Raw genomic sequence first — 18,232 nt, forward strand, 5'->3', positions numbered from 1 at the left:
CATGTACTTCGCGCATGCGAGCGCGGCGTCGTGCTGACAGTGCTGCGGATCGCGCAGTCGCCCGGCAGATCGGGGAGCCCCGTGTCCACGGCGGCGGGCGCTGGCCTGACCCGGTCCATGAGGAGACGCCGTGAAGAAACGTTGAATGTGAACTTACTTGCGATGAGGTCATTCGATCAAACGTCAGATACATGAGAACTTGCGAGATTTACCCGGTATATGCGCGCAACAACTCGACGATTTATCCGATTTGACCACCCTCGACACCCGCCGACGTGGAGAGATCATTAACAAGTTGCGATCGAGGCGTGATGAATTGTGGAGAGTTCGTGAAGTCTTACTGACGGTAACCAGTCGGTCCGCACCGGGCGTTGACTTCCGTTACCTCGGGTAAGGATGATCCCGGCCATGGCGACTGACGCAGGCGACGCGATGCCCCGTTTCCCGGCCGGCTTCCTGTGGGGTGTGTCCACCTCGGCCCATCAGATCGAGGGGGCCGCCGGGGAGCGGGAGGCGTCCGTGTGGGACGTGTTCACGGCGGAGCCGGGGCGGGTGAAGGACGGGTCGACGGCCGCGGTGGCCTGCGACCACTACCACCGGTACCGGGAGGACGTGGCCCTGCTCGCCGGGCTGGGCGTGGACGCCTACCGGTTCTCCGTGTCGTGGCCCCGGGTCAACTCCCCCGGCGGGCTGGACTTCTACGACCGGCTGGTGGACGAGCTGTGCGCGGCCGGCGTGCGGCCCGTGCCGACGCTCTTCCACTGGGACCTGCCCGCCTCGCTGGACTGGCTGCGACGGGACACGGCCGCCCGGTTCGCGGACTACGTGTCCGTGGTCGCCGGGCGGCTCGGCGACCGCGTCGGCACGTGGATCACCCTCAACGAGCCCGCCGAGCACACCCTGCTGGGCCACGCCCTCGGCGCGCACGCCCCCGGCAGGCGGCTGCTGTTCGACGCGCTGCCGGTCGCCCACCACCAGCTCCTCGCCCACGGCCTGGCGGTCCAGGCCCTGCGCGCCGCCGGGGCGGGCGACATCGGCATCGCCAACTCGCACGGCCCCACCTGGGCCGCCTCCGGGGAGCCCGCGGACCTGGAAGCGGCCGGCTTCTACGACACCCTGCTCAACCGGCTGTTCGCCGAGCCGATCCTCCTCGGGGCGTACCCGGACGGCCTCGGGGAGCTGATGCCGGGAGACGTGGCGGCCGACCTGAAGGTCATCGCCGAGCCGGTGGACTGGTACGGCGTCAACTACTACGCGCCGACCCGGGTCGGGGCGCCCGGCGGCGCCGACGCCGAGTACGGCGGACTCGCCCTGCCCGCCGAACTGCCGTTCTCGGTGCGGGAGATCGAGGGCCGGCCGGTGACCGGTTTCGGCTGGCCGGTCGTACCGGAGGGGCTGACCGAGCTGCTCACCACCTTCCGCGACCGCTACGGCGACCGGCTGCCGCCGGTCGTCATCACCGAGAACGGCTGCAGTTACGAGGGCCTCGACGACCAGGACCGGATCGCCTACCTGGACGCCCACATCCGGGCCCTGCACGCGGCCCTGGAGGCCGGCGTGGACGTGCGCGGCTACTTCGTCTGGTCCCTGATGGACAACTTCGAGTGGGCGGAGGGCTGTGCGCAGCGGTTCGGCCTGGTGCACGTGGACTACGAGACGCTGGAGCGCACCCCGAAGGCGTCGTACCACTGGTTCCGGGACGTGCTGCGGGCGCAGCGGTGACCACGGCGCGCCCCGGCCGGACCGGGCTTCGGCCACAGCACGACCAGGAGTGAGAAACACCGATTCGCCCCGTCGGGGCCACCGGGGACCGTAAGGTACCCGCCGGACCGGTCGACCCGTGAGGACACGAGACACGAGTGAACACAACTGGCGCTTCCCCCTGGCACGGTGATCCCCGCGTGCAGGCGATTCCCCGCACCGTCACCGCCATCCATGACGCCTTGCCCCCCGCCCGGCGCGAGGAGTTCCACGCTGCCGTGACGCGGGCCGCTCAGGGCGACGAACGGGACGCGGTGATGACCGTGTGGTGGCTCGAGGCCATGTTCGAGGCGGTGCCCGACCGGGACCAGCGCCTCGACGACACCGTCGCCGCGGTGGGACTCGTCGCGCTCGAACCGGAGGCGGAGGACTGATGGAGCCTGCTTCGACGGGCTGGACGGCGGTGACCCAGGTGACGGCCGCCAAGGTGCTCAGCCAGATGCGGGCCGCGGGTCACGCCGATCTGCACGACAACGTCGTCCGCTTCATCAAGGCCCTGGCGCTGGAGGTCGGCGGGACCGTCGCCTCCGGTAGGCAGCCTCCGGGACTGCCCCTCGTGATTCGCGGCGTCACCTGGTACAGCCTGCCCGTCCCCGAAGAGCCCGTCTTCTTCAACTACAGCGTCTATCCGGAGGAGCGGCAGATCAGGGTCTGCGACCTGATCTGGGTGGCGACCGTGTGAACGCCGGGTCAGAACCCCAGCTTGCGCAGCTGCTTCGGGTCCCGCTGCCAGTCCTTCGCCACCTTCACGTGCAGGTCGAGGAAGACGGGCGTGCCGAGCAGGGCCTCGATCTGCTTGCGGGACTTGATGCCGACCTCCTTCAGGCGCTTGCCCTTGGGGCCGATGATGATGCCCTTCTGGCTGGGGCGCTCGATGTAGACGTTGGCGTGGATGTCGAGCAGGGGGCGGTCGGCGGGGCGGTCCTCGCGCGGGAGCATCTCCTCCACGACCACCGCGATGGAGTGCGGCAGCTCGTCGCGGACGCCCTCCAGCGCGGCCTCCCGGATGAGTTCCGCGATCATGACCTGCTCGGGCTCGTCCGTCAGGTCGCCCTCGGGGTAGAGCGCGGGGCCCTCCGGCAGCAGCGGGACCAGCAGGTCCGCCAGCAGGTCCACCTGCTTGGATCCCACCGCCGACACCGGCACGATCTCCGCCCACTCGATGCCCAGCTCCTTGCCCAGCTGGTCGATGGCGATCAGCTGCTCGGCGAGGGTCTTGGAGTCGACCAGGTCGGTCTTGGTGACGATGGCGACCTTGGGGGTCTTCCTGATCCCGGCCAGCTCCTTGGCGATGAAGCGGTCGCCGGGACCGATCTTCTCGTTCGCCGGCAGGCAGAAGCCGATCACGTCGACCTCGGCCCACGTCGTGCGGACGACGTCGTTGAGCCGCTCCCCGAGCAGGGTGCGCGGCTTGTGCAGCCCGGGGGTGTCCACCAGGATCAGCTGGGCGTCCGGCCGGTGCACGATGCCCCGGACCGTGTGCCGGGTGGTCTGCGGCTGGTTCGCGGTGATCGCGACCTTCTGCCCCACCAGAGCGTTCGTGAGGGTGGACTTGCCCGCGTTGGGGCGGCCCACGAAGCAGGCGAAGCCGGCGCGGTGGGCGGCCTCGGCCGACCGCTCGGATGACTGGGTACGAACGCTCATGGCGCCCATTGTCCCTGATCCACGAGGCCCCGCCGTACCGTGAGGTTTCGGTAACCCTCAGGCAATGAAACGTCACGGAAACACACCCGTACGCAACCGGAAACGCGCACCGGTGACCCTCTGACGAGCCACCACACCGTTGGAGACGCCCGTGACCCTCGCCGCCGCGCACGTGAACACCGGCGACACCGCCTGGCTGCTCGCCGCCACCGCCCTCGTCCTGCTGATGACCCCGGGTCTGGCCCTGTTCTACGGCGGCATGGTCCGCACGAAGAGCGTCCTCAACATGCTGATGATGAGCTTCGTGTCGATCGCCCTGGTCACGGTGGTCTGGCTGGCGGTGGGGTACGCGCTCGCCTTCGACGGCGACGCCTTCGCGGGCCTCGTCGGCGGCCTCGGTCACGCGGGCATGAGCGGCCTCGGCCCGGGGAGCGTGCACGGCACGGTCCCGACGCTCCTCTTCGCCACCTTCCAGCTGACGTTCGCCGTCATCACGGCCGCCCTGGTCAGCGGCGCGGTCGCCGACCGCACGAAGTTCTCCGCCTGGCTGGTGTTCGTCCCGGTGTGGACCCTGCTGGTATACGTTCCGGTCGCTCACTGGGTGTGGGGCCCGGGCGGCTGGATCGGAAACGCGCTCGGCGCGCTGGACTTCGCCGGCGGTCTGCCGGTGGAGATCACCTCCGGCGCCTCCGGTCTCGCCCTGTGCCTGGTCCTCGGCCCCCGGCTGGGCTTCAAGAAGGACGCCATGCGCCCGCACAACCTGCCCATGGTGATCCTCGGCGCCGGTCTGCTCTGGTTCGGCTGGTTCGGCTTCAACGCGGGCAGCGCGCTCGGCGCCGACGGCCTCGCCGCCGCCGCGTTCCTCAACACCATGGCCGCCGGCTGCACCGGCCTGCTCGGCTGGCTCTTCGTCGAGCAGAAGCGCGACGGCCACCCGACCACCCTGGGCGCCGCCTCCGGCGCGGTGGCCGGCCTGGTCGCGATCACCCCGTCCTGCGGCACGGTGTCGCTGCTCGGCTCCCTGGTCGTGGGCCTGGCCGCCGGTGTCGTCTGCTCCTACGCGGTGGGCTGGAAGTTCAAGCTGAACTACGACGACTCGCTGGACGTCGTCGGCGTCCACCTGGTCGGCGGCGTCATCGGCACCCTGCTGATCGGCCTGTTCGCCGAGAAGGCGATGACCGGCGGCACGGAGGGCCTGTTCTACGGCGGCGGGCTCGTCCCGCTCGGCAAGCAGCTGCTGGCCGTGGTGGCCGTCGCCGTGTACGCCTTCGCGGTGACCTACGGCCTCGGCAAGCTGCTCGACAGGACCATGGGTCTGCGCGCGAGCGAGGAGCAGGAGTACACCGGGCTGGACCTTACGGTGCACGCCGAGACGGCCTACGATCACGGGGTCCTGGGACACGGTGCCCCGACCGGCGCGTCCCCCGTCGCCACCTCCGCGCAGAAGGTCAACACGCAGGCATGAAGCTCATCACCGCGATCGTCAAGCCGTTCCGCCTCGACCAGGTCAAGACGGCCCTGCAGGAGCTCGGCGTGCACGGCATGACCGTGACCGAGGCCAGCGGCTACGGCCGCCAGCGCGGGCACACCGAGGTGTACCGGGGGGCCGAGTACCGGGTCGACCTGGTGCCCAAGGTCCGGATCGAGGTCGTGGTCGAGGACGCGGTCGCCGAGGATGTGATCGACGCGATCGTGAAGGCCGCGCAGACGGGGAAGATCGGGGACGGCAAGGTGTGGGCGCTGCCCGTGGAGACCGTCGTGCGGGTGCGCACCGGCGAGCGCGGCCCCGACGCGCTCTGACCGGCACCGCCCCGTCACCACCCGGGCCCGAGGCCTGGCCGCTGGTGCGTCAGCCCGCGGAGACGGTGTCCCGCACCGCGCCGTCGGCACCGGCGAGCAGCACGGGCGTCCCCGCGCCGCCGAGGTCGGCGACCGCGGCCAGGTCCTCGGCCGGCAGGGCGTCCGCCCCCGTCACCACCGCCGCGGCCTCCAGCGACGTCGCTCCCGACGCCACCGCCATGGCCACGGCCGTCCGCAGCGCGCTCAGCCTCAGAGACGCCAGCTCCACCGTCCCGGCGGCGTACGTCCGCCCGGTCTCGTCCCGTACGGCGGCGCCCTCCGGGACTCCGTTGCGGGCCCGCACGGAGCGGGCCAGGGTGACGATCTTGCGGTCCTCGGGGTCCAGCGCGTTGCTCTCGGTCATGCCCAGAGCATACGAAGCGCCCGCCCGCTCACCCCGCCACGGGGTACATCGCCCCGCGGCACCCCACCGGCGAGGCGAGCCACTCCGGCTCGGCCGCGGTGTTCGCCCCGTCCCTGCGCCACGACCGTGCGAGAAGTCGGCGATGACGCGTTGCTCCTCGTCGTCCCAGCCCCGGACCGCCCCGACGTGCTCCCGCGTGGCGGACCGGCGGAGCCGGAAACGGAACGCGCCGTCGGCCGGGGTGGCCGGGCGCAGGGCGACGGCGCTCATGCGCGGATCACACGAGGGTCTGGACGATCTCGCTCCGCCCTGCCGTCTGCACCACGCGGGCGCGTGCGCCGTTGACCAGGGGGAGGTAGGGGGCGACGTGCCCGCACTCGACGTCGGCGACGACGGGCACGCCCAGGGGGGCGAGCGCGTCGAGGACGGCCTCGTGCTGGGTGAGGGTGGGGGCGTCGGGGGCCTTGGTGCGGCCCACGAGGACGGCGGCGGCGCGGTCGAAGAAGCCGGCCAGGCGCATGCCGTGCAGGTTGCGGCAGATGGTGAAGGCGTTGTCCTCGGCGGCCTCCACGTAGACGAGCAGCGGGTCGCCGGCGGCGAAGGACGCGGTGTCCAGGTACCGGGTGCCGGCGAGGTTGACCAGGGTCTCGACGCAGCCGCCGATCAGCCGGCCCTCCACGTCCACGTCACCGCTGCCGTCGAGGCGGGTCCAGGTGCCGGCCCTGTCCAGGATCAGCTCCCGGACGCCGGGGTGGGCCGCGTAGTCGTCCCAGCCGGTGGCGCGGTGCCGGCCCGGCGGAGTCTGCGCGAGCGGCTCGCCCTGCGCCGACTCTGCGATGTCCAGCCAGGACAGCAGGCCCTCCGGCGTCCGGTACGGCGTGTCCATCAGGTTGTTGCCGTGCACGGTCGCGACGCCGGTGAGCAGGGTGAGCGGGGTGATGATCGTGGCCATGTCCGAGTAGCCGACGACCCAGGTCGGCTCGGCCAGCCCGATCTTGTCGAAGTCGAGCAGCGGCAGCAGGTCGACGGCGGTCTCGCCGCCCCAGGGCGGAACCACCGCCCGGACGGACGGGTCGGTCAGCAGGTCCGTCAGCTCGGCCGCCCGCTCGGCGGCGGGTGCGCTGAGGTGCGTCGAGCCGTCCATGCAGCGGCCGACGGCGACTTCGTACCCGCGTGCCTCGAGGTCCCGGACCGCGACGCCGAGCCGCGCCCGGTGCTTCTCCGCGACCCCGCTGGAAGGAGAGGTCACACCGACACGGTCACCGGGGCGCAGCGGGCGCGGGTATCGAACGTCCATGCCGGATTCTGACACGGGGTCACGCATCTGCGGCAGCGGTTTCACGGCCGGTCCAGCCGCAGCCGCTCCGCCCTCGGCAGGCCCGCGACGACGAGGTCGTAGGAATCCTCGATCAGCTCCCTGACCAGGCGGTCCGGCAGGTCACCGTCCACGGTCACGGTGTTCCAGTGGCGCTTGTTCATGTGGTAGCCGGGGACGATCAGTCCCTCGTGCTCGCCGCGCAGCCGGACCGCGTCCTCCGGGTCGCACTTGAGGTTGACCGTCAGGGGCCGCGCGCCCAGACCCGTCAGGGCGAACATCTTGCCGAGCACCTTGAAGACCGAGGTCTCCGGGTTGAACGGGAAGTCCTCCACCGCGGCGTTGAACGACAGGCAGAAGGCGCGCAGCTCCTGCGGGGTCACGTGGGCGTCTCCTCCTCGGCGGGCTTGCCGGACGGCTCCACCAGCACCGTGACGATCTTGTTCCGGCGGCCGGCGGCCGCCTCCGCCGTCAGCTTCAGCCTGCGCTCGTCGGGCAGCTCGACCTCGGCGGAGGCCCCGGCGATGGGCACGCGGCCGAGCGCCTTGGCGAGCAGGCCGCCGACGGTCTCCACGTCCTCGTCGTCGTACTCCTCGAGCCCGTACAGCTCGCCGAGGTCGGTGATGTCCAGGCGGGCCGTGACCCGGAAGCGGTCGTCGCCGAGGTCCTCGACCGGCGGGAGTTCGCGGTCGTACTCGTCGGTGATCTCGCCGACGATCTCCTCGAGGATGTCCTCGATGGTGACGATGCCCGCGGTGCCGCCGTACTCGTCGATGACGACGGCGACGTGGTTGCGTTCCTTCTGCATCTCGCGCAGCAGGTCGCCGGCGTTCTTGGTGTCGGGGACGAAAACGGCCGGCCGCATGGCCGTGGAGACCAGGTCGCTCTCGGCGTCCCGGCTGATGTGCGTCTTGCGGACCAGGTCCTTCAGGTACACGATCCCGACGATGTCGTCCTCGCTCTCGCCGGTGACCGGGATCCGGGAGAACCCGGAGCGCAGCGCGAGGGTGAGGGCCTGCCGGATGGTCTTGTAGCGCTCGATCACGACGAGGTCGGTGCGGGGCACCATGACCTCGCGCACGAGCGTGTCGCCCAGCTCGAAGACCGAGTGCACCATGCGGCGCTCCTCGTCCTCGATGAGGGACTCCTGCTCGGCGAGGTCCACCAGCGCGCGCAGCTCGGCCTCGGAGGCGAACGGCCCGCGCCGGAAGCCCTTGCCGGGGGTGAGCGCGTTGCCGATGAGGATGAGCAGGGACGGGATCGGGCCCATGACGCGGGCGAGCGGCAGCAGCACGTACGCCGCCGCGGTCGCCGTGTTCAGCGGGTGCTGGCGGCCGATGGTGCGCGGTGAGACGCCGACGGCGACGTAGGACACCAGGACCATCACGCCGATGGCGACCAGCAGGGCCTGCCAGGTGGCGGGGAACTCCTGCAGGCAGGCGTACGTCACCAGGGCCGCGGCCGCCATCTCGCAGGCGACGCGGACCAGCAGGGCGACGTTCAGGTAGCGGGTGGGGTCGGCGGCGACCTGGGCGAGCCTGGCGCTGCCGCGCCGGCCGGACTTGACGGCCTCCTCGGCCCGGAAGCTGGAGACGCGGGCGAGGCCCGCCTCCGCGCAGGCGGCGAGCCAGGCCACGACGACCAGCGCGATCGCGCCGACCACGATCTGCGGACTCATGTGTCGACCGGCCCGCCTACGAGACGGTGGGCGCCGGGGAGGGCCCGGTCAGCCCGCGCTCGGCCCGCCAGCCGTCGACGATGGCGGCCTGCAGCCCGAACATCTCGGCCTTCTCGTCCGGCTCCTCGTGGTCGTAGCCGAGCAGGTGCAGCACGCCGTGGACGGTGAGCAGCTGGAGCTCCTCGTCCATGGAGTGCTGCGTCGGGGCCTCGGCCCCCTGTTTGGCGGCGACCTCCGGGCACAGCACGATGTCGCCGAGCAGGCCCTGCGGCGGCTCGTCGTCGTCCTTGGACGGCGGCCGCAGCTCGTCCATCGGGAACGACATGACATCGGTGGGCCCGGGCAGGTCCATCCACTGGATGTGCAGCTGCTCCATGGCGTCGGCGTCCACGACGATCACCGAGAGCTCGGAGAGCGGGTGGATGCGCATCCGCGCGAGGGCGTAGCGGGCGATGTCGAGGATCGCCTGCTCGTCGACCTCGGTGCCGGACTCGTTGTTGACGTCGATCGACATGGGCGTGCTGGTCTACTTCCCCTGGGGAGCCTTGGCGCCGGTCCTGCCACGGCCGCCCTTGTGGCCGCCGTTCTCCGTGCCGTGCTTGCTGTCGTACTGCTCGTACGCGTCGACGATACGGCCCACCAGCTTGTGCCGGACGACATCGTGGGACGACAGGCGGGAGAAGTGGACGTCCTCGACGCCCTCCAGGATGTCCTGGACCTGCCGCAGGCCGCTCTTGGTGCCGTTCGGCAGGTCGACCTGGGTGACGTCACCCGTGATCACGATCTTCGAGTCGAAGCCGAGGCGGGTGAGGAACATCTTCATCTGCTCGGGGCTCGTGTTCTGGGCCTCGTCCAGGATGATGAAGGCGTCGTTGAGCGTGCGGCCGCGCATGTAGGCGAGCGGCGCGACCTCGATCGTGCCCGCCGCCATCAGCCGCGGGATCGAGTCCGGGTCGAGCATGTCGTGCAGCGCGTCGTACAGCGGGCGCAGGTAGGGGTCGATCTTCTCGTAGAGCGTGCCGGGCAGGAAGCCGAGGCGCTCGCCGGCCTCGACCGCGGGGCGGGTCAGGATGATCCGGTTGACCTGCTTGGACTGCAGGGCCTGCACGGCCTTGGCCATGGCCAGGTAGGTCTTGCCGGTACCGGCGGGGCCGATGCCGAAGACGATCGTGTGCTTGTCGATCGCGTCGACGTACCGCTTCTGGTTGAGCGTCTTGGGGCGGATCGTGCGGCCGCGCGAGGACAGGATGTTCTGCGTCAGCACCTGGGCCGGGGTCTCCGGGCCGTCGCTCGTCCCGTTCTCGCTCGCCTTGAGCATGGCGATCGAGCGTTCCACTGCGTCCTCCGTCATCGGCTGCCCGGTGCGGAGCACCAGCATCATCTCGTCGAACACGCGCGAAATCAGGGCGACGTCCACGGGGTCGCCGACCGCGCTGATCTCATTGCCCCGGACATGGATGTCGGCCGCCGGGAATGCCTTCTCGATCACGCGCAGGAGGGAGTCGCCGGATCCCAGCACGGTCACCATGGGGTGCTGGGCGGGGACGGTGAACTGCGCTCTCGCCTGCTCCTGCGCGGGGGTGTGAGCTGTGGGTGTCTGAGTCATGGGCCGGCGCTGTAGGCCTGCGGTTCCTCCTCGTCACGGCCGCGTAGCTGAGGGCGGCCTCGCACTGTCCAGAGTACGACGGTGGGCTGACAACACCGTAGGGCTTTTCGGCAGGCGCGTGTACGCCGGCGGGCCCGGTGCCGGAGGCCGGCCGGACGGCTGGATCCGGCACCGGCCGGGGACCGCCGGGTCCCCACGTCGCGGGGACCCGGCGGCCGGACGGGGAGGACGGCCCGGGGACGGCGGCTCGGGGACGGCGCCCCGTGCGGCGCGGACGGGCCCGGGGCCGTACGTCCTCGTGCCGCAGCGCCCGGCCGGACGGGCGATGCGGTGGGCACCCCGGCAAGGCCGGTGTGGGCGGGCCGGTGGTCGTCCCGCTCCGAACGGAATGGGGTAACGGCCCGCGGGTCCCGTGACGACCACGGGTCGGCGGGAGGCGGCTGAGGGGTGAGAAGAGGGCGCCCGGACGGCGTGCAGGTGCCGGTGGCCGTCCGGTCCCCGGCCCGATGGGGAGACGGCCGGCCGGTCCGGTGCCTGCCCCGGTCGTGGGCGGCGGGGAGGAAGGCGCCCGGGCGGTGCGCAGCCGCCGCCCGCAGTCGTCCGGTCCCGGGCGGACGGGAAACCGTCCTCCGGGCCGGGGCCGGTACCGGTCGGCGGGACTTCAGTCGGCCGGGCGGAAGCCGATCGTCGGTACCGCTCGTCTGCGGGGCCAGACCTCCGCGGCCGCGGGGACCGGCGGCAGCAGGGCGTCGAGGAAGGCGTAGCGGCGCAGGGCGGCCGGGTCTTGTTGCGGGGCCGGCAGGGACTGGACCTTGCGCCACCAGGCGGCGATCTCGAACCAGCCCGGCGCCGACAGCGACCCCCCGAACTCCTGCACCGACAGGGCCGCCGTGAGGCCGGCGAAGGCGAGCCGGTCGGCCAGGGGCCAGCCCGCCAGGGAGCCGGTGACGAACCCGGCGACGAACACGTCGCCCGCTCCCGTCGGGTCCAGTGCCTCCACGGTGATCGCGGGCACCTCGGCGGCCTCCCCGGTGCGCCGGTCCACCGCGTAGGCGCCCTCCGCGCCCAGGGTCACCACCGCCACCGGCACGTGCTCGGTCAGGGCGTGCGCGGCCCGGCGCGGGCAGTCGGCGCCGGTGTACCGCTTCGCCTCCTCCGCGTTGGGCAGGAACGCCTCGCAGTGCCGCAGGTCGGCCAGCCCCGCGAGGTCCCAGGCGCCGGTCTCGTCCCAGCCGACGTCGGCGAAGATCCGGGTCCCCCCGCGGGCGGCCTGGGCGATCCACGGCGCCCGCCGGCCCGGGGTGAGGGAGGCGACGGCGGCCCGCGCGCGGGGCGGGCAGTCCGGGGCGGGCTCCTCCGGCGGCGGCTCGTGCCCGTGGGACACCATCGTCCGCTCGCCCTCGTACGCCATGGAGACCGTCACCGGCGAGTGCCAGCCGGGCACCGTCCGCGAGGGGGTGAGGTCGATGCCCTCGCCCTGTTCCAGCGCGTCCCAGCAGTACTCGCCGTAGTGGTCGTCGCCGAAGGCCGCGGCGAGGGACGTGCGCAGGCCGAGGCGGGCCAGGGCGGCCGCCATGTTGGCGACGCCGCCCGGGCTGGAGCCCATGCCCCGGGCCCAGGACTCGGTGCCGCGCACCGGGGCCGAGTCCAGGCCGGTGAAGACGATGTCGAGGAAGACGGTGCCCGTCAGGTAGACGTCCCAGGGCGGATCGCCGGGTGCGCGTGAGGAGGCCAGCGGGTCGACCTGCGGCCGGCAGCGCCCTGCCTGGGTGAGGTGCTCGGGTTCCTCTCCGGCGATCGTGCGGGACGGGGTCACGGTGCGCTCCCTGACGTGATGCGGGTCCGGCCAGTGTGCACCAGATCGCGTCCCGCGCAGGGCCCCTCGCACCGTGAGCCCCGCCGCCGCGGTCACCAGCGGGGCATCACCGGGGTCCGCCACCCGGGGTCGGCCGCCCGCATCGCCGCGGCGTCGTCGCGGTCGCGCATCCCGCCGTCGTCCTCGGCCCACCGCCGGTGCAGCCGGTCCAGTTCCTCCCGGTCGAGTTCGACGCCCAGCCCGGGTGCGTCCGGCACCGTGACGCGGCCGCCGGTGAAGGTGAGCCGCTCGGTGAGGACGTCCTCGGACTGCCAGGGGTAGTGGGAGTCGCAGGCGTGGTGCAGGCCCGGCACGGTGGACGCCACGTGGGTCATCGCGGCGAGGCTGATGCCGAGGTGGGTGTTGGAGTGCATGGACACCCCGACCCCGAAGGCGGCGCAGATCGCGGCGAGTTGCCGGGTGTTGCGCAGTCCGCCCCAGTAGTGGTGGTCGGAGAGCACGACCTGGACGGCGTCCTTGGTGAACGCCTCCTTGATCTCCCCGAAGGTGGTCACGCACATGTTGGTGGCCAGCGGCACCTCGGTCCCCGCGGACACCTCGGCCATGGCGGGGGTGCCGAGCGTCGGGTCCTCCAGGTACTCCAGGACGTCGCCGAGTTCCTCCGCGACCTTCAGCGAGGTCTCCACCGACCAGGCGCCGTTGGGGTCGAGGCGCAGCGGGTGCCCGGGGAAGGCCTCGGCGAGGGCGCGGACGGCGGCGATCTCCTCGTCGGGCGGGAAGACGCCGCCCTTGAGCTTGAACGAGCCGAACCCGTACCGCTCCTTGAACCGGCGCGCCTGGGCGACGACTCCGGCCGGGTCGAGGGCGGCGCCCCAGTCGTCCGCGTCCGAGGCGAGCTTGTAGAAGAGGTAGGCGCTGTACTCCACCGCGTCCCGCACCTTGCCGCCCAGCAGGGCGTGCACGGGCAGTCCCAGCGCCCGGCCCTGGGCGTCCAGGCAGGCGACCTCGAAGGCGGACAGCACGGACAGCCGCAGCTTGTCGGCGCTCTGCACGCCGCGCAGCCCGCCGGCGTCGACCGCCCCCGCGACCCGTGACTCGTCCACGGCGAGGTCGAGCCCGAACAGGCTGTTCACGTCCATGACCGAGCGTCCGGGGAGGCGCTCGGCGAGCGGGCGGGCCAGTTCCAGGTACTTGGTGTCGCCGTAGGTCTCCCCCAGCCCCGTGGTCCCGTCGGCGGTGACGACCTCCACGATCAGCCGCGGGGTGTACGGCTGGTGCACGCCCTGCGTGTTGAGCAGGGGCGGGTCGGCGACCAGGATCGGCGTCAGGCGTACCTCGGTGATGGTCAGGTCACGGGTCACAGGGTGGCTCCTACGAGGTCGAGTCCGGCGGTGAGGAGGGCCTCGAGGTCGGCGAGGTCGGCGGGCGAGGGGTCGGTGAGCGGGGCGCGGACGGGTCCGACGCGCTGCCCGCGCAGCCGGGCCGCGGCCTTCACGAGGGAGACCGCGTATCCGGGTGCGCGGTCACGGAGTTCGACGAAGGGGACGTAGAAGTCCCGCAGCAGCTTGTCGGTGGTGCCGTGGTCGCCGTCGCGCAGCGCGCCGAAGAAGGCGCCCGCGATCTCGGGGGCGAAGGCGTGCACGGCGGAGGAGTAGGCGGGGACGCCGACGGCGGCGTAGGCGCGGGCCTGGATCTCGGCGGTGGCGGCGCCGTTGAAGAACAGGAAGTCCTCGGGGGCGGTCAGTGTGAGGCGCTGGAGGCGGTCGAGGTCGCTGTGGCCGTCCTTGAGGCCGATGACGTTCGGGACGCGGGCGATACGCCGGAGCGTGGCCGGCGTGTAGACGACCTGGCCGCGCTGGTAGGCGACCAGCGGCAGCCGGGTGCGGGCGGCGAGCTGTTCGAGCTGGGCGGCGAGGCCGTCCTGCGGGGCGGCGACGAGGTAGTGCGGCAGGACGAGCAGGGCGTCGGCGCCGGCGTCCTCGGCGATCCGCGCGAACCGGGCGGCCTGCGCCCAGCCGTACCCGGTGCCGGCCACCACGGGCACCCGTCCCGCCGCCTCCTGGACGGCGATGCGGACGACCTGCCGGTACTCCTCCTCGTCCAGCGAGAAGAACTCGCCGGTGCCGCAGGCCGGGAACACGGCACCGGGACCGGCGGCGAGCCGGTCCGCCACGTGGGCGCGGCAGCCGTCGGGGTCCAGGGAGCCGTCGTCGTGGAAGGCGGTCAGCGGGAAGGACAGCACGCCCTGCGCCAGGCCTTTCCGCAGCCGCCGCGCCACGTCCTGCGGACTCGGGTCGCCGCCCACCTGAACCATCTCCCCTTGTGAATGTCGTCCATGTATGAGAACAGAGGCTAGATACACGGACGTCCCGCCGTCAACGGCCTCCCGAAGACCGGACGGCAAAGAGGAGAGGAAGGGGAGGGAGGGGGGGCGAGGAACGGGCATTACACGCAATCCGCCCGGCGAATGAGGCCTTTTACCCGCCCACTCCGATCGCAAACTCGACAGTGACTCAGATCACACCAAGCGGGCTTCTTCCAAAACCGCGTGCTTGATACAACTTGCTCGCGCGTTCCCGTCCGTCGACGGCCGTCGCCCCTCCCCCTCCAAGCCGTTGCTTTCGCCTGCCCAGGGAACGCCCTTGTCCGCCCCCCGCACCCTGCCCTGGCCCCTCGTCGCCCTGTTCGCGGCCGGGTACCTCGCTCCCTACCTGCTGCCGACCACCGTCGGCCGGCTCGACGCCGGGCTGCCGCTGTCCGCCACCCAGGCCGGGGCCGTCGGCAGCGCCCTGCTGCTGAGTTCGGCCACGGCCGGCTTCCTGGTGGCCGCCCGGGGCGAGCGGTTCGGCCCGCGCGCCCTCGCCCGGGCGGGACTCGCCCTGGCCGTCCTCGGCTACGGCGGCGCGGCGCTCACCGGTGCCGTACCGGCCGTCGTCGCGGGCGCGCTGATCGGCGGGTTCGGGTCGGGCACGGTCACGGCGGTCGCCACGAGCGGCATCGCCGCGATGGGGGTCCCCCCGCGCGAGGGTGTCCGAGCGTGGGGGAGGGACCCGCACCGGGTCACCACGCTCGGCCTGCTCGTCGTCTCCGCCCTGGCCGGCGCGCTGTACCTGACCATCCCCCACCTGGGCCCCGGCCACGGCCGGCCGCTCGCCGCCCTCGCCCTGACCGCGCTCGCCGTGTGGCCGCTGACCGGCCGGCTGCCCGCCCGCACGGCCCCCGCCCGTACGTCCCGCGCCGAGCGGGGCCGGCTCCCCCACCGGCGCGCCGGCCTGCTGCTGGCGGCGGCCATGCCGTGCTGGTCCCTGGCGCAGAACGCCCTCTGGGGTGTCAGCGGGCGCATCGGCCTGGACCAGGCCCACCTCGGCGAGGTCACCGTCGGCGCGGTGTTCGCGGTGGCGCTCGGCGCCGGGCTGGCCGGTGTGGTCGGCGCGGGCGCGCTCGGGCCGCGGCTGGGCCGGGCGGTGCCGATCGGCGCCGGTACGGCGCTCATCGCGGGCTGCGTGGCGCTCAGCGCGTCGGCGACCGACCTGGGGACCTTCGCGTTCGGGGAGATCTCCTGGAACCTGCTCTACCCGGTCGTGCTGTCGTACGTCATCGGCCTCGCCGCCTCCCTCGACCCGCGCGGCCGCTGGGCGGTGCTGGTCGGGTCGGCCGGCTCCCTGGGCACGGCGGCCGGGCCGCTGACCGGGAGCGTGCTGGCGGCGGGCGCGGGGTTCGCGGGCATGGGCCAGGTCCTGGCGGCGGTGCTGCTGGGCGTGGCCGTACCGATGACCGTGGTGGCGCTGCGGGTGGGCAGGCCGCTCCCGCCGGTGGTGGAACTCCCGCTGGAGACGGCCGCCGTGCCCGCCCGGGACGCCTACGACACCGCGTCCCCGAACTCGTACGCCTCCACCTCGGCCAGGTAACGGGCCCGGCGCTCCTCGTCGTCCTCCAGGAAGGAGGCGAGGAAGGAGTTGCGGGCCAGTTCCCGCAGCCGCTCCCCGGTGAGGCCGAGGGCCTGCCGCACGGCGGTGAAGTTGTCGCCGGCGTACCCGCCGAAGTAGGCCGGGTCGTCGGAGTTGACCGTGCACAGCAGGCCCGCGTCGAGCATGGCCGGCAGGGGATGGTCCGCGAGGACGTCCACCGCGCGCAGCCGGACGTTGGACAGCGGGCACACGGTCAGCGGAACGCGCTCCCGCACCAGCCGCTGCACCAGCGCCGGGTCCTCCAGGCAGCGCAGGCCGTGGTCGACGCGCTCCACGCCGAGCACGTCCAGGGCCTCGGTGATGTACTCCGGCGGCCCCTCCTCACCGGCGTGCGCCACGCGCCGCAGCCCGAGCGCGGCGGCGGCCTCGTACACCTCGCGGAACTTCGCCGGCGGGTGCCCGACCTCGGCGGAGTCGAGGCCGACGCCCGTGATCCGGTCCAGGTACGGCCGCGCCGCCTCCAGGGTCCGCAGCGCCGACTCGGCGGACTCGTCGCGCAGGAAGCACAGGATGAGCCTGGTGGAGACGCCGTGGTTCTCCTCGCTGCGGCCGAGTGCGCGCCACAGCCCCTCCACGACCGTGCCCATGGCCACGCCCCGGGCCAGGTGGGCCTGCGGGTCGAAGAAGATCTCCGCGTGCCGGACGCCCTGCGCGGCGGCGCGGGCGAGGTAGGCGTCGGCCAGGTCCGCGAAGTCCTGCTCGGTGCGCAGGACGGCCATGAGCTCGTAGTACAGGTTCAGGAAGGACTGGAGGTCCTCGAACCGGTACGCCTCGCGCAGCTCGTCCGTGTCGGCGTACGGCAGCGCGACGCCGTTGCGGGCCGCCAGCTCGAACGCCAGCTCGGGCTCCAGGGTGCCTTCGACGTGGAGGTGCAGTTCTGCTTTCGGGAGGGGCATCGAAGCATCGTACGGCCAGGTCACCGACGTTTCGGAACCGGCACTCGCTGCAGGTCGTGCGCCACCGTCAGCTCGCCCTCGAACCCGGCGGCGCGGGCCTGCCGTTCGAACTCCGCGGGATCGGAGTAGCGCTGGCTGAAGTGGGTGAGGACGAGGTGCCGCACGCCGGCGTCCCGTGCCACGGCCGCCGCCTGGCCGGCCGTCAGGTGCCCGTGGTCGACGGCGAGTTCCACGTCCTCGTCGAGGAAGGTGGACTCGATGACGAGCAGGTCGCAGCCCTCGGCGAGGGCGTGGACGCCGTCGCACAGCCGGGTGTCCATGACGAACGCGAACCGCTGCCCGCGCCGCACCTCGCTCACGTCCTCCAGCGTCACCCCGCCGAGCCGGCCCTCGCGCTGGAGGCGGCCGACGTCCGGCCCCGCGATGCCGTGGGCGGCGAGCCGCTCGGGCAGCATGCGGCGCCCGTCGGGCTCGGTCAGCCGGTAGCCGTAGGACTCGACGGGGTGCGACAGCTTGCGGGCCTCGAGCGTGTACGACGGTGTCGCCGCGAGGACGCCGTCGGTGGCGACCGGCGCCTCGGTGAGGCTCACCGTCTCCCGGTAGGCGGTGGCGTACCGCAGCCGGTCGAAGAAGCGCTGCCCGGAGCGCGGGTAGTGCGCGGTGACCTCGTGCGGCACCTGGTCGAGGTTGATCCGCTGGATCACGCCGGCCAGGCCCAGGCTGTGGTCGCCGTGGAAGTGCGTGACGCAGATCCGGTTCAGGTCGTGGGCGGAGGCCCCGGCGCGCAGCATCTGCCGCTGGGTGCCCTCGCCGGGGTCGAACAGGATGCCCTCGCCGTCCCAGCGCAGCAGGTAGCCGTTGTGGTTGCGCTGCCGGGTCGGGACCTGGCTGGCGGTGCCCAGGACGACCAGTTCACGTTCGGACACGGCTGGTTACCCGGGGGGCCATTCGAGGCCGCGCCCGCCGAGGACGTGCGCGTGGGCGTGCCAGACGGTCTGCCCGGCGCCGCCGCCGGTGTTGAAGACGACGCGGTAGCTGTCCAGCTTCTCCTCGTCGGCGACGGCCTGGGTCTCGGCGAGGACGTCGGCGGCGAGCTGCGGGGCGCTCGCGCCGAGCGCGGCGGCGTTCTCGTAGTGCGCCTTGGGGATCACCAGGACGTGGGTGGGAGCCTGGGGGTTTATGTCACGGAAGGCGACGGTGGTCTCCGTCTCACGGACGATCGTCGCCGGGATGTGGCCCGCGACGATCTTGCAGAACAGGCAGTCGTCCTGCGGCTCACCGGCCATGCGGGTGCCTCCTCACTGGTGATCGGTACCGGTGATCGGTACCGGGGCATCGTATCGGG

General features: G+C 72.7%; 19 protein-coding genes. 6 read left to right on the forward strand and 13 right to left on the reverse strand.

Features of this window, described 5'->3' with window-relative positions:
• The first annotated feature begins 408 nt into the window (after positions 1-408).
• From AQJ66_RS18190 to AQJ66_RS18200, 3 genes are all read left to right on the forward strand, one after another.
• A complete protein-coding gene (locus AQJ66_RS18190) occupies positions 409-1,722 on the forward strand; it encodes a GH1 family beta-glucosidase (RefSeq protein ID WP_079060273.1) in 1,314 nt (437 codons plus the stop codon).
• A 179-nt stretch (positions 1,723-1,901) separates the two neighbouring features.
• Positions 1,902-2,135: a hypothetical protein gene (locus tag AQJ66_RS18195; RefSeq protein WP_061922818.1), complete on the forward strand. Its 234-nt coding sequence runs from the start codon at positions 1,902-1,904 to the stop codon at positions 2,133-2,135.
• Positions 2,135-2,443: a hypothetical protein gene (locus AQJ66_RS18200; protein ID WP_159052580.1), complete on the forward strand. Its 309-nt coding sequence runs from the start codon at positions 2,135-2,137 to the stop codon at positions 2,441-2,443. Before AQJ66_RS18195 ends, AQJ66_RS18200 begins: the two co-directional genes overlap by 1 nt.
• 8 nt (positions 2,444-2,451) lie before the next feature.
• On the opposite strand, the gene era is transcribed toward AQJ66_RS18200, so the two are convergent.
• Positions 2,452-3,405 carry a GTPase Era gene (era, locus tag AQJ66_RS18205; RefSeq protein WP_061923299.1) on the reverse strand — a complete coding sequence of 318 codons (954 nt, stop codon included), beginning with the start codon at positions 3,403-3,405 and terminating at the stop codon, positions 2,452-2,454.
• Between the two features lie 151 nt (positions 3,406-3,556).
• Here era and AQJ66_RS18210 point away from each other — a divergent pair, with 151 nt between their 5' ends.
• Together AQJ66_RS18210 and AQJ66_RS18215 are read left to right on the forward strand one after the other, a co-directional pair.
• Positions 3,557-4,870: an ammonium transporter gene (locus AQJ66_RS18210; protein ID WP_061923302.1), complete on the forward strand. Its 1,314-nt coding sequence runs from the start codon at positions 3,557-3,559 to the stop codon at positions 4,868-4,870.
• Positions 4,867-5,205, forward strand: a complete 339-nt coding sequence (locus tag AQJ66_RS18215; protein ID WP_061922826.1) for a P-II family nitrogen regulator — start codon at positions 4,867-4,869, stop codon at positions 5,203-5,205. Before AQJ66_RS18210 ends, AQJ66_RS18215 begins: the two co-directional genes overlap by 4 nt.
• Before the next feature lie 49 nt (positions 5,206-5,254).
• Here AQJ66_RS18215 and AQJ66_RS18220 read toward each other — a convergent pair whose 3' ends face one another.
• From AQJ66_RS18220 to AQJ66_RS18260, 9 genes are all read right to left on the reverse strand, one after another.
• Entirely contained in the window at positions 5,255-5,608 is a 354-nt protein-coding gene (locus AQJ66_RS18220; protein ID WP_061922829.1) for a cytidine/deoxycytidylate deaminase family protein, read from the reverse strand.
• A 277-nt stretch (positions 5,609-5,885) separates the two neighbouring features.
• On the reverse strand, positions 5,886-6,905 hold the full coding sequence (locus AQJ66_RS18225) for a S66 family peptidase (protein ID WP_061923305.1): 1,020 nt from the start codon (positions 6,903-6,905) through the stop codon (positions 5,886-5,888).
• Between the two features lie 41 nt (positions 6,906-6,946).
• On the reverse strand, positions 6,947-7,306 hold the full coding sequence (locus AQJ66_RS18230) for an MmcQ/YjbR family DNA-binding protein (protein WP_061922832.1): 360 nt from the start codon (positions 7,304-7,306) through the stop codon (positions 6,947-6,949).
• The gene (locus tag AQJ66_RS18235) at positions 7,303-8,601 is read right to left on the reverse strand and encodes a hemolysin family protein (RefSeq protein WP_061922835.1); all 1,299 of its coding nucleotides are present in this window, start codon (positions 8,599-8,601) and stop codon (positions 7,303-7,305) included. The genes AQJ66_RS18230 and AQJ66_RS18235 overlap by 4 nt, the downstream gene beginning before the upstream one ends.
• Before the next feature lie 16 nt (positions 8,602-8,617).
• On the reverse strand, positions 8,618-9,115 hold the full coding sequence (ybeY, locus tag AQJ66_RS18240; RefSeq protein WP_030657030.1) for an rRNA maturation RNase YbeY: 498 nt from the start codon (positions 9,113-9,115) through the stop codon (positions 8,618-8,620).
• A gap of 12 nt (positions 9,116-9,127) precedes the next feature.
• Positions 9,128-10,207 carry a PhoH family protein gene (locus AQJ66_RS18245; RefSeq protein WP_061922838.1) on the reverse strand — a complete coding sequence of 360 codons (1,080 nt, stop codon included), beginning with the start codon at positions 10,205-10,207 and terminating at the stop codon, positions 9,128-9,130.
• 661 nt (positions 10,208-10,868) lie between these two features.
• Positions 10,869-12,005: a carbohydrate kinase family protein gene (locus AQJ66_RS18250; protein ID WP_208611394.1), complete on the reverse strand. Its 1,137-nt coding sequence runs from the start codon at positions 12,003-12,005 to the stop codon at positions 10,869-10,871.
• A 110-nt stretch (positions 12,006-12,115) separates the two neighbouring features.
• Positions 12,116-13,384: a glucarate dehydratase family protein gene (locus tag AQJ66_RS18255; RefSeq protein WP_061922844.1), complete on the reverse strand. Its 1,269-nt coding sequence runs from the start codon at positions 13,382-13,384 to the stop codon at positions 12,116-12,118.
• Positions 13,381-14,337 carry a 5-dehydro-4-deoxyglucarate dehydratase gene (locus AQJ66_RS18260; protein WP_061922847.1) on the reverse strand — a complete coding sequence of 319 codons (957 nt, stop codon included), beginning with the start codon at positions 14,335-14,337 and terminating at the stop codon, positions 13,381-13,383. Before AQJ66_RS18260 ends, AQJ66_RS18255 begins: the two co-directional genes overlap by 4 nt.
• 328 nt (positions 14,338-14,665) lie before the next feature.
• Between AQJ66_RS18260 and AQJ66_RS18265 the strand changes: the two genes are divergently transcribed.
• Positions 14,666-15,931: an MFS transporter gene (locus tag AQJ66_RS18265; RefSeq protein WP_061922851.1), complete on the forward strand. Its 1,266-nt coding sequence runs from the start codon at positions 14,666-14,668 to the stop codon at positions 15,929-15,931.
• Here the strand turns inward: AQJ66_RS18265 and AQJ66_RS18270 are convergent.
• Genes AQJ66_RS18270 through AQJ66_RS18280 form a run of 3 tightly spaced genes read right to left on the reverse strand, consistent with a single transcriptional unit; the run spans position 15,883 to position 18,173 of the window.
• Positions 15,883-16,887, reverse strand: a complete 1,005-nt coding sequence (locus AQJ66_RS18270; RefSeq protein WP_061922853.1) for an adenosine deaminase — start codon at positions 16,885-16,887, stop codon at positions 15,883-15,885. The two genes, AQJ66_RS18265 and AQJ66_RS18270, sit on opposite strands and share 49 nt — an antisense overlap.
• A gap of 20 nt (positions 16,888-16,907) precedes the next feature.
• The gene (locus AQJ66_RS18275; protein WP_061922856.1) at positions 16,908-17,813 is read right to left on the reverse strand and encodes a ribonuclease Z; all 906 of its coding nucleotides are present in this window, start codon (positions 17,811-17,813) and stop codon (positions 16,908-16,910) included.
• Positions 17,814-17,819: 6 nt separating this feature from the next.
• Entirely contained in the window at positions 17,820-18,173 is a 354-nt protein-coding gene (locus tag AQJ66_RS18280) for a histidine triad nucleotide-binding protein (protein WP_061922859.1), read from the reverse strand.
• Positions 18,174-18,232: the final 59 nt, after the last annotated feature.

It is taken from the genome of Streptomyces bungoensis (genome assembly GCF_001514215.1).
Lineage (GTDB): Bacteria > Actinomycetota > Actinomycetes > Streptomycetales > Streptomycetaceae > Streptomyces > Streptomyces bungoensis.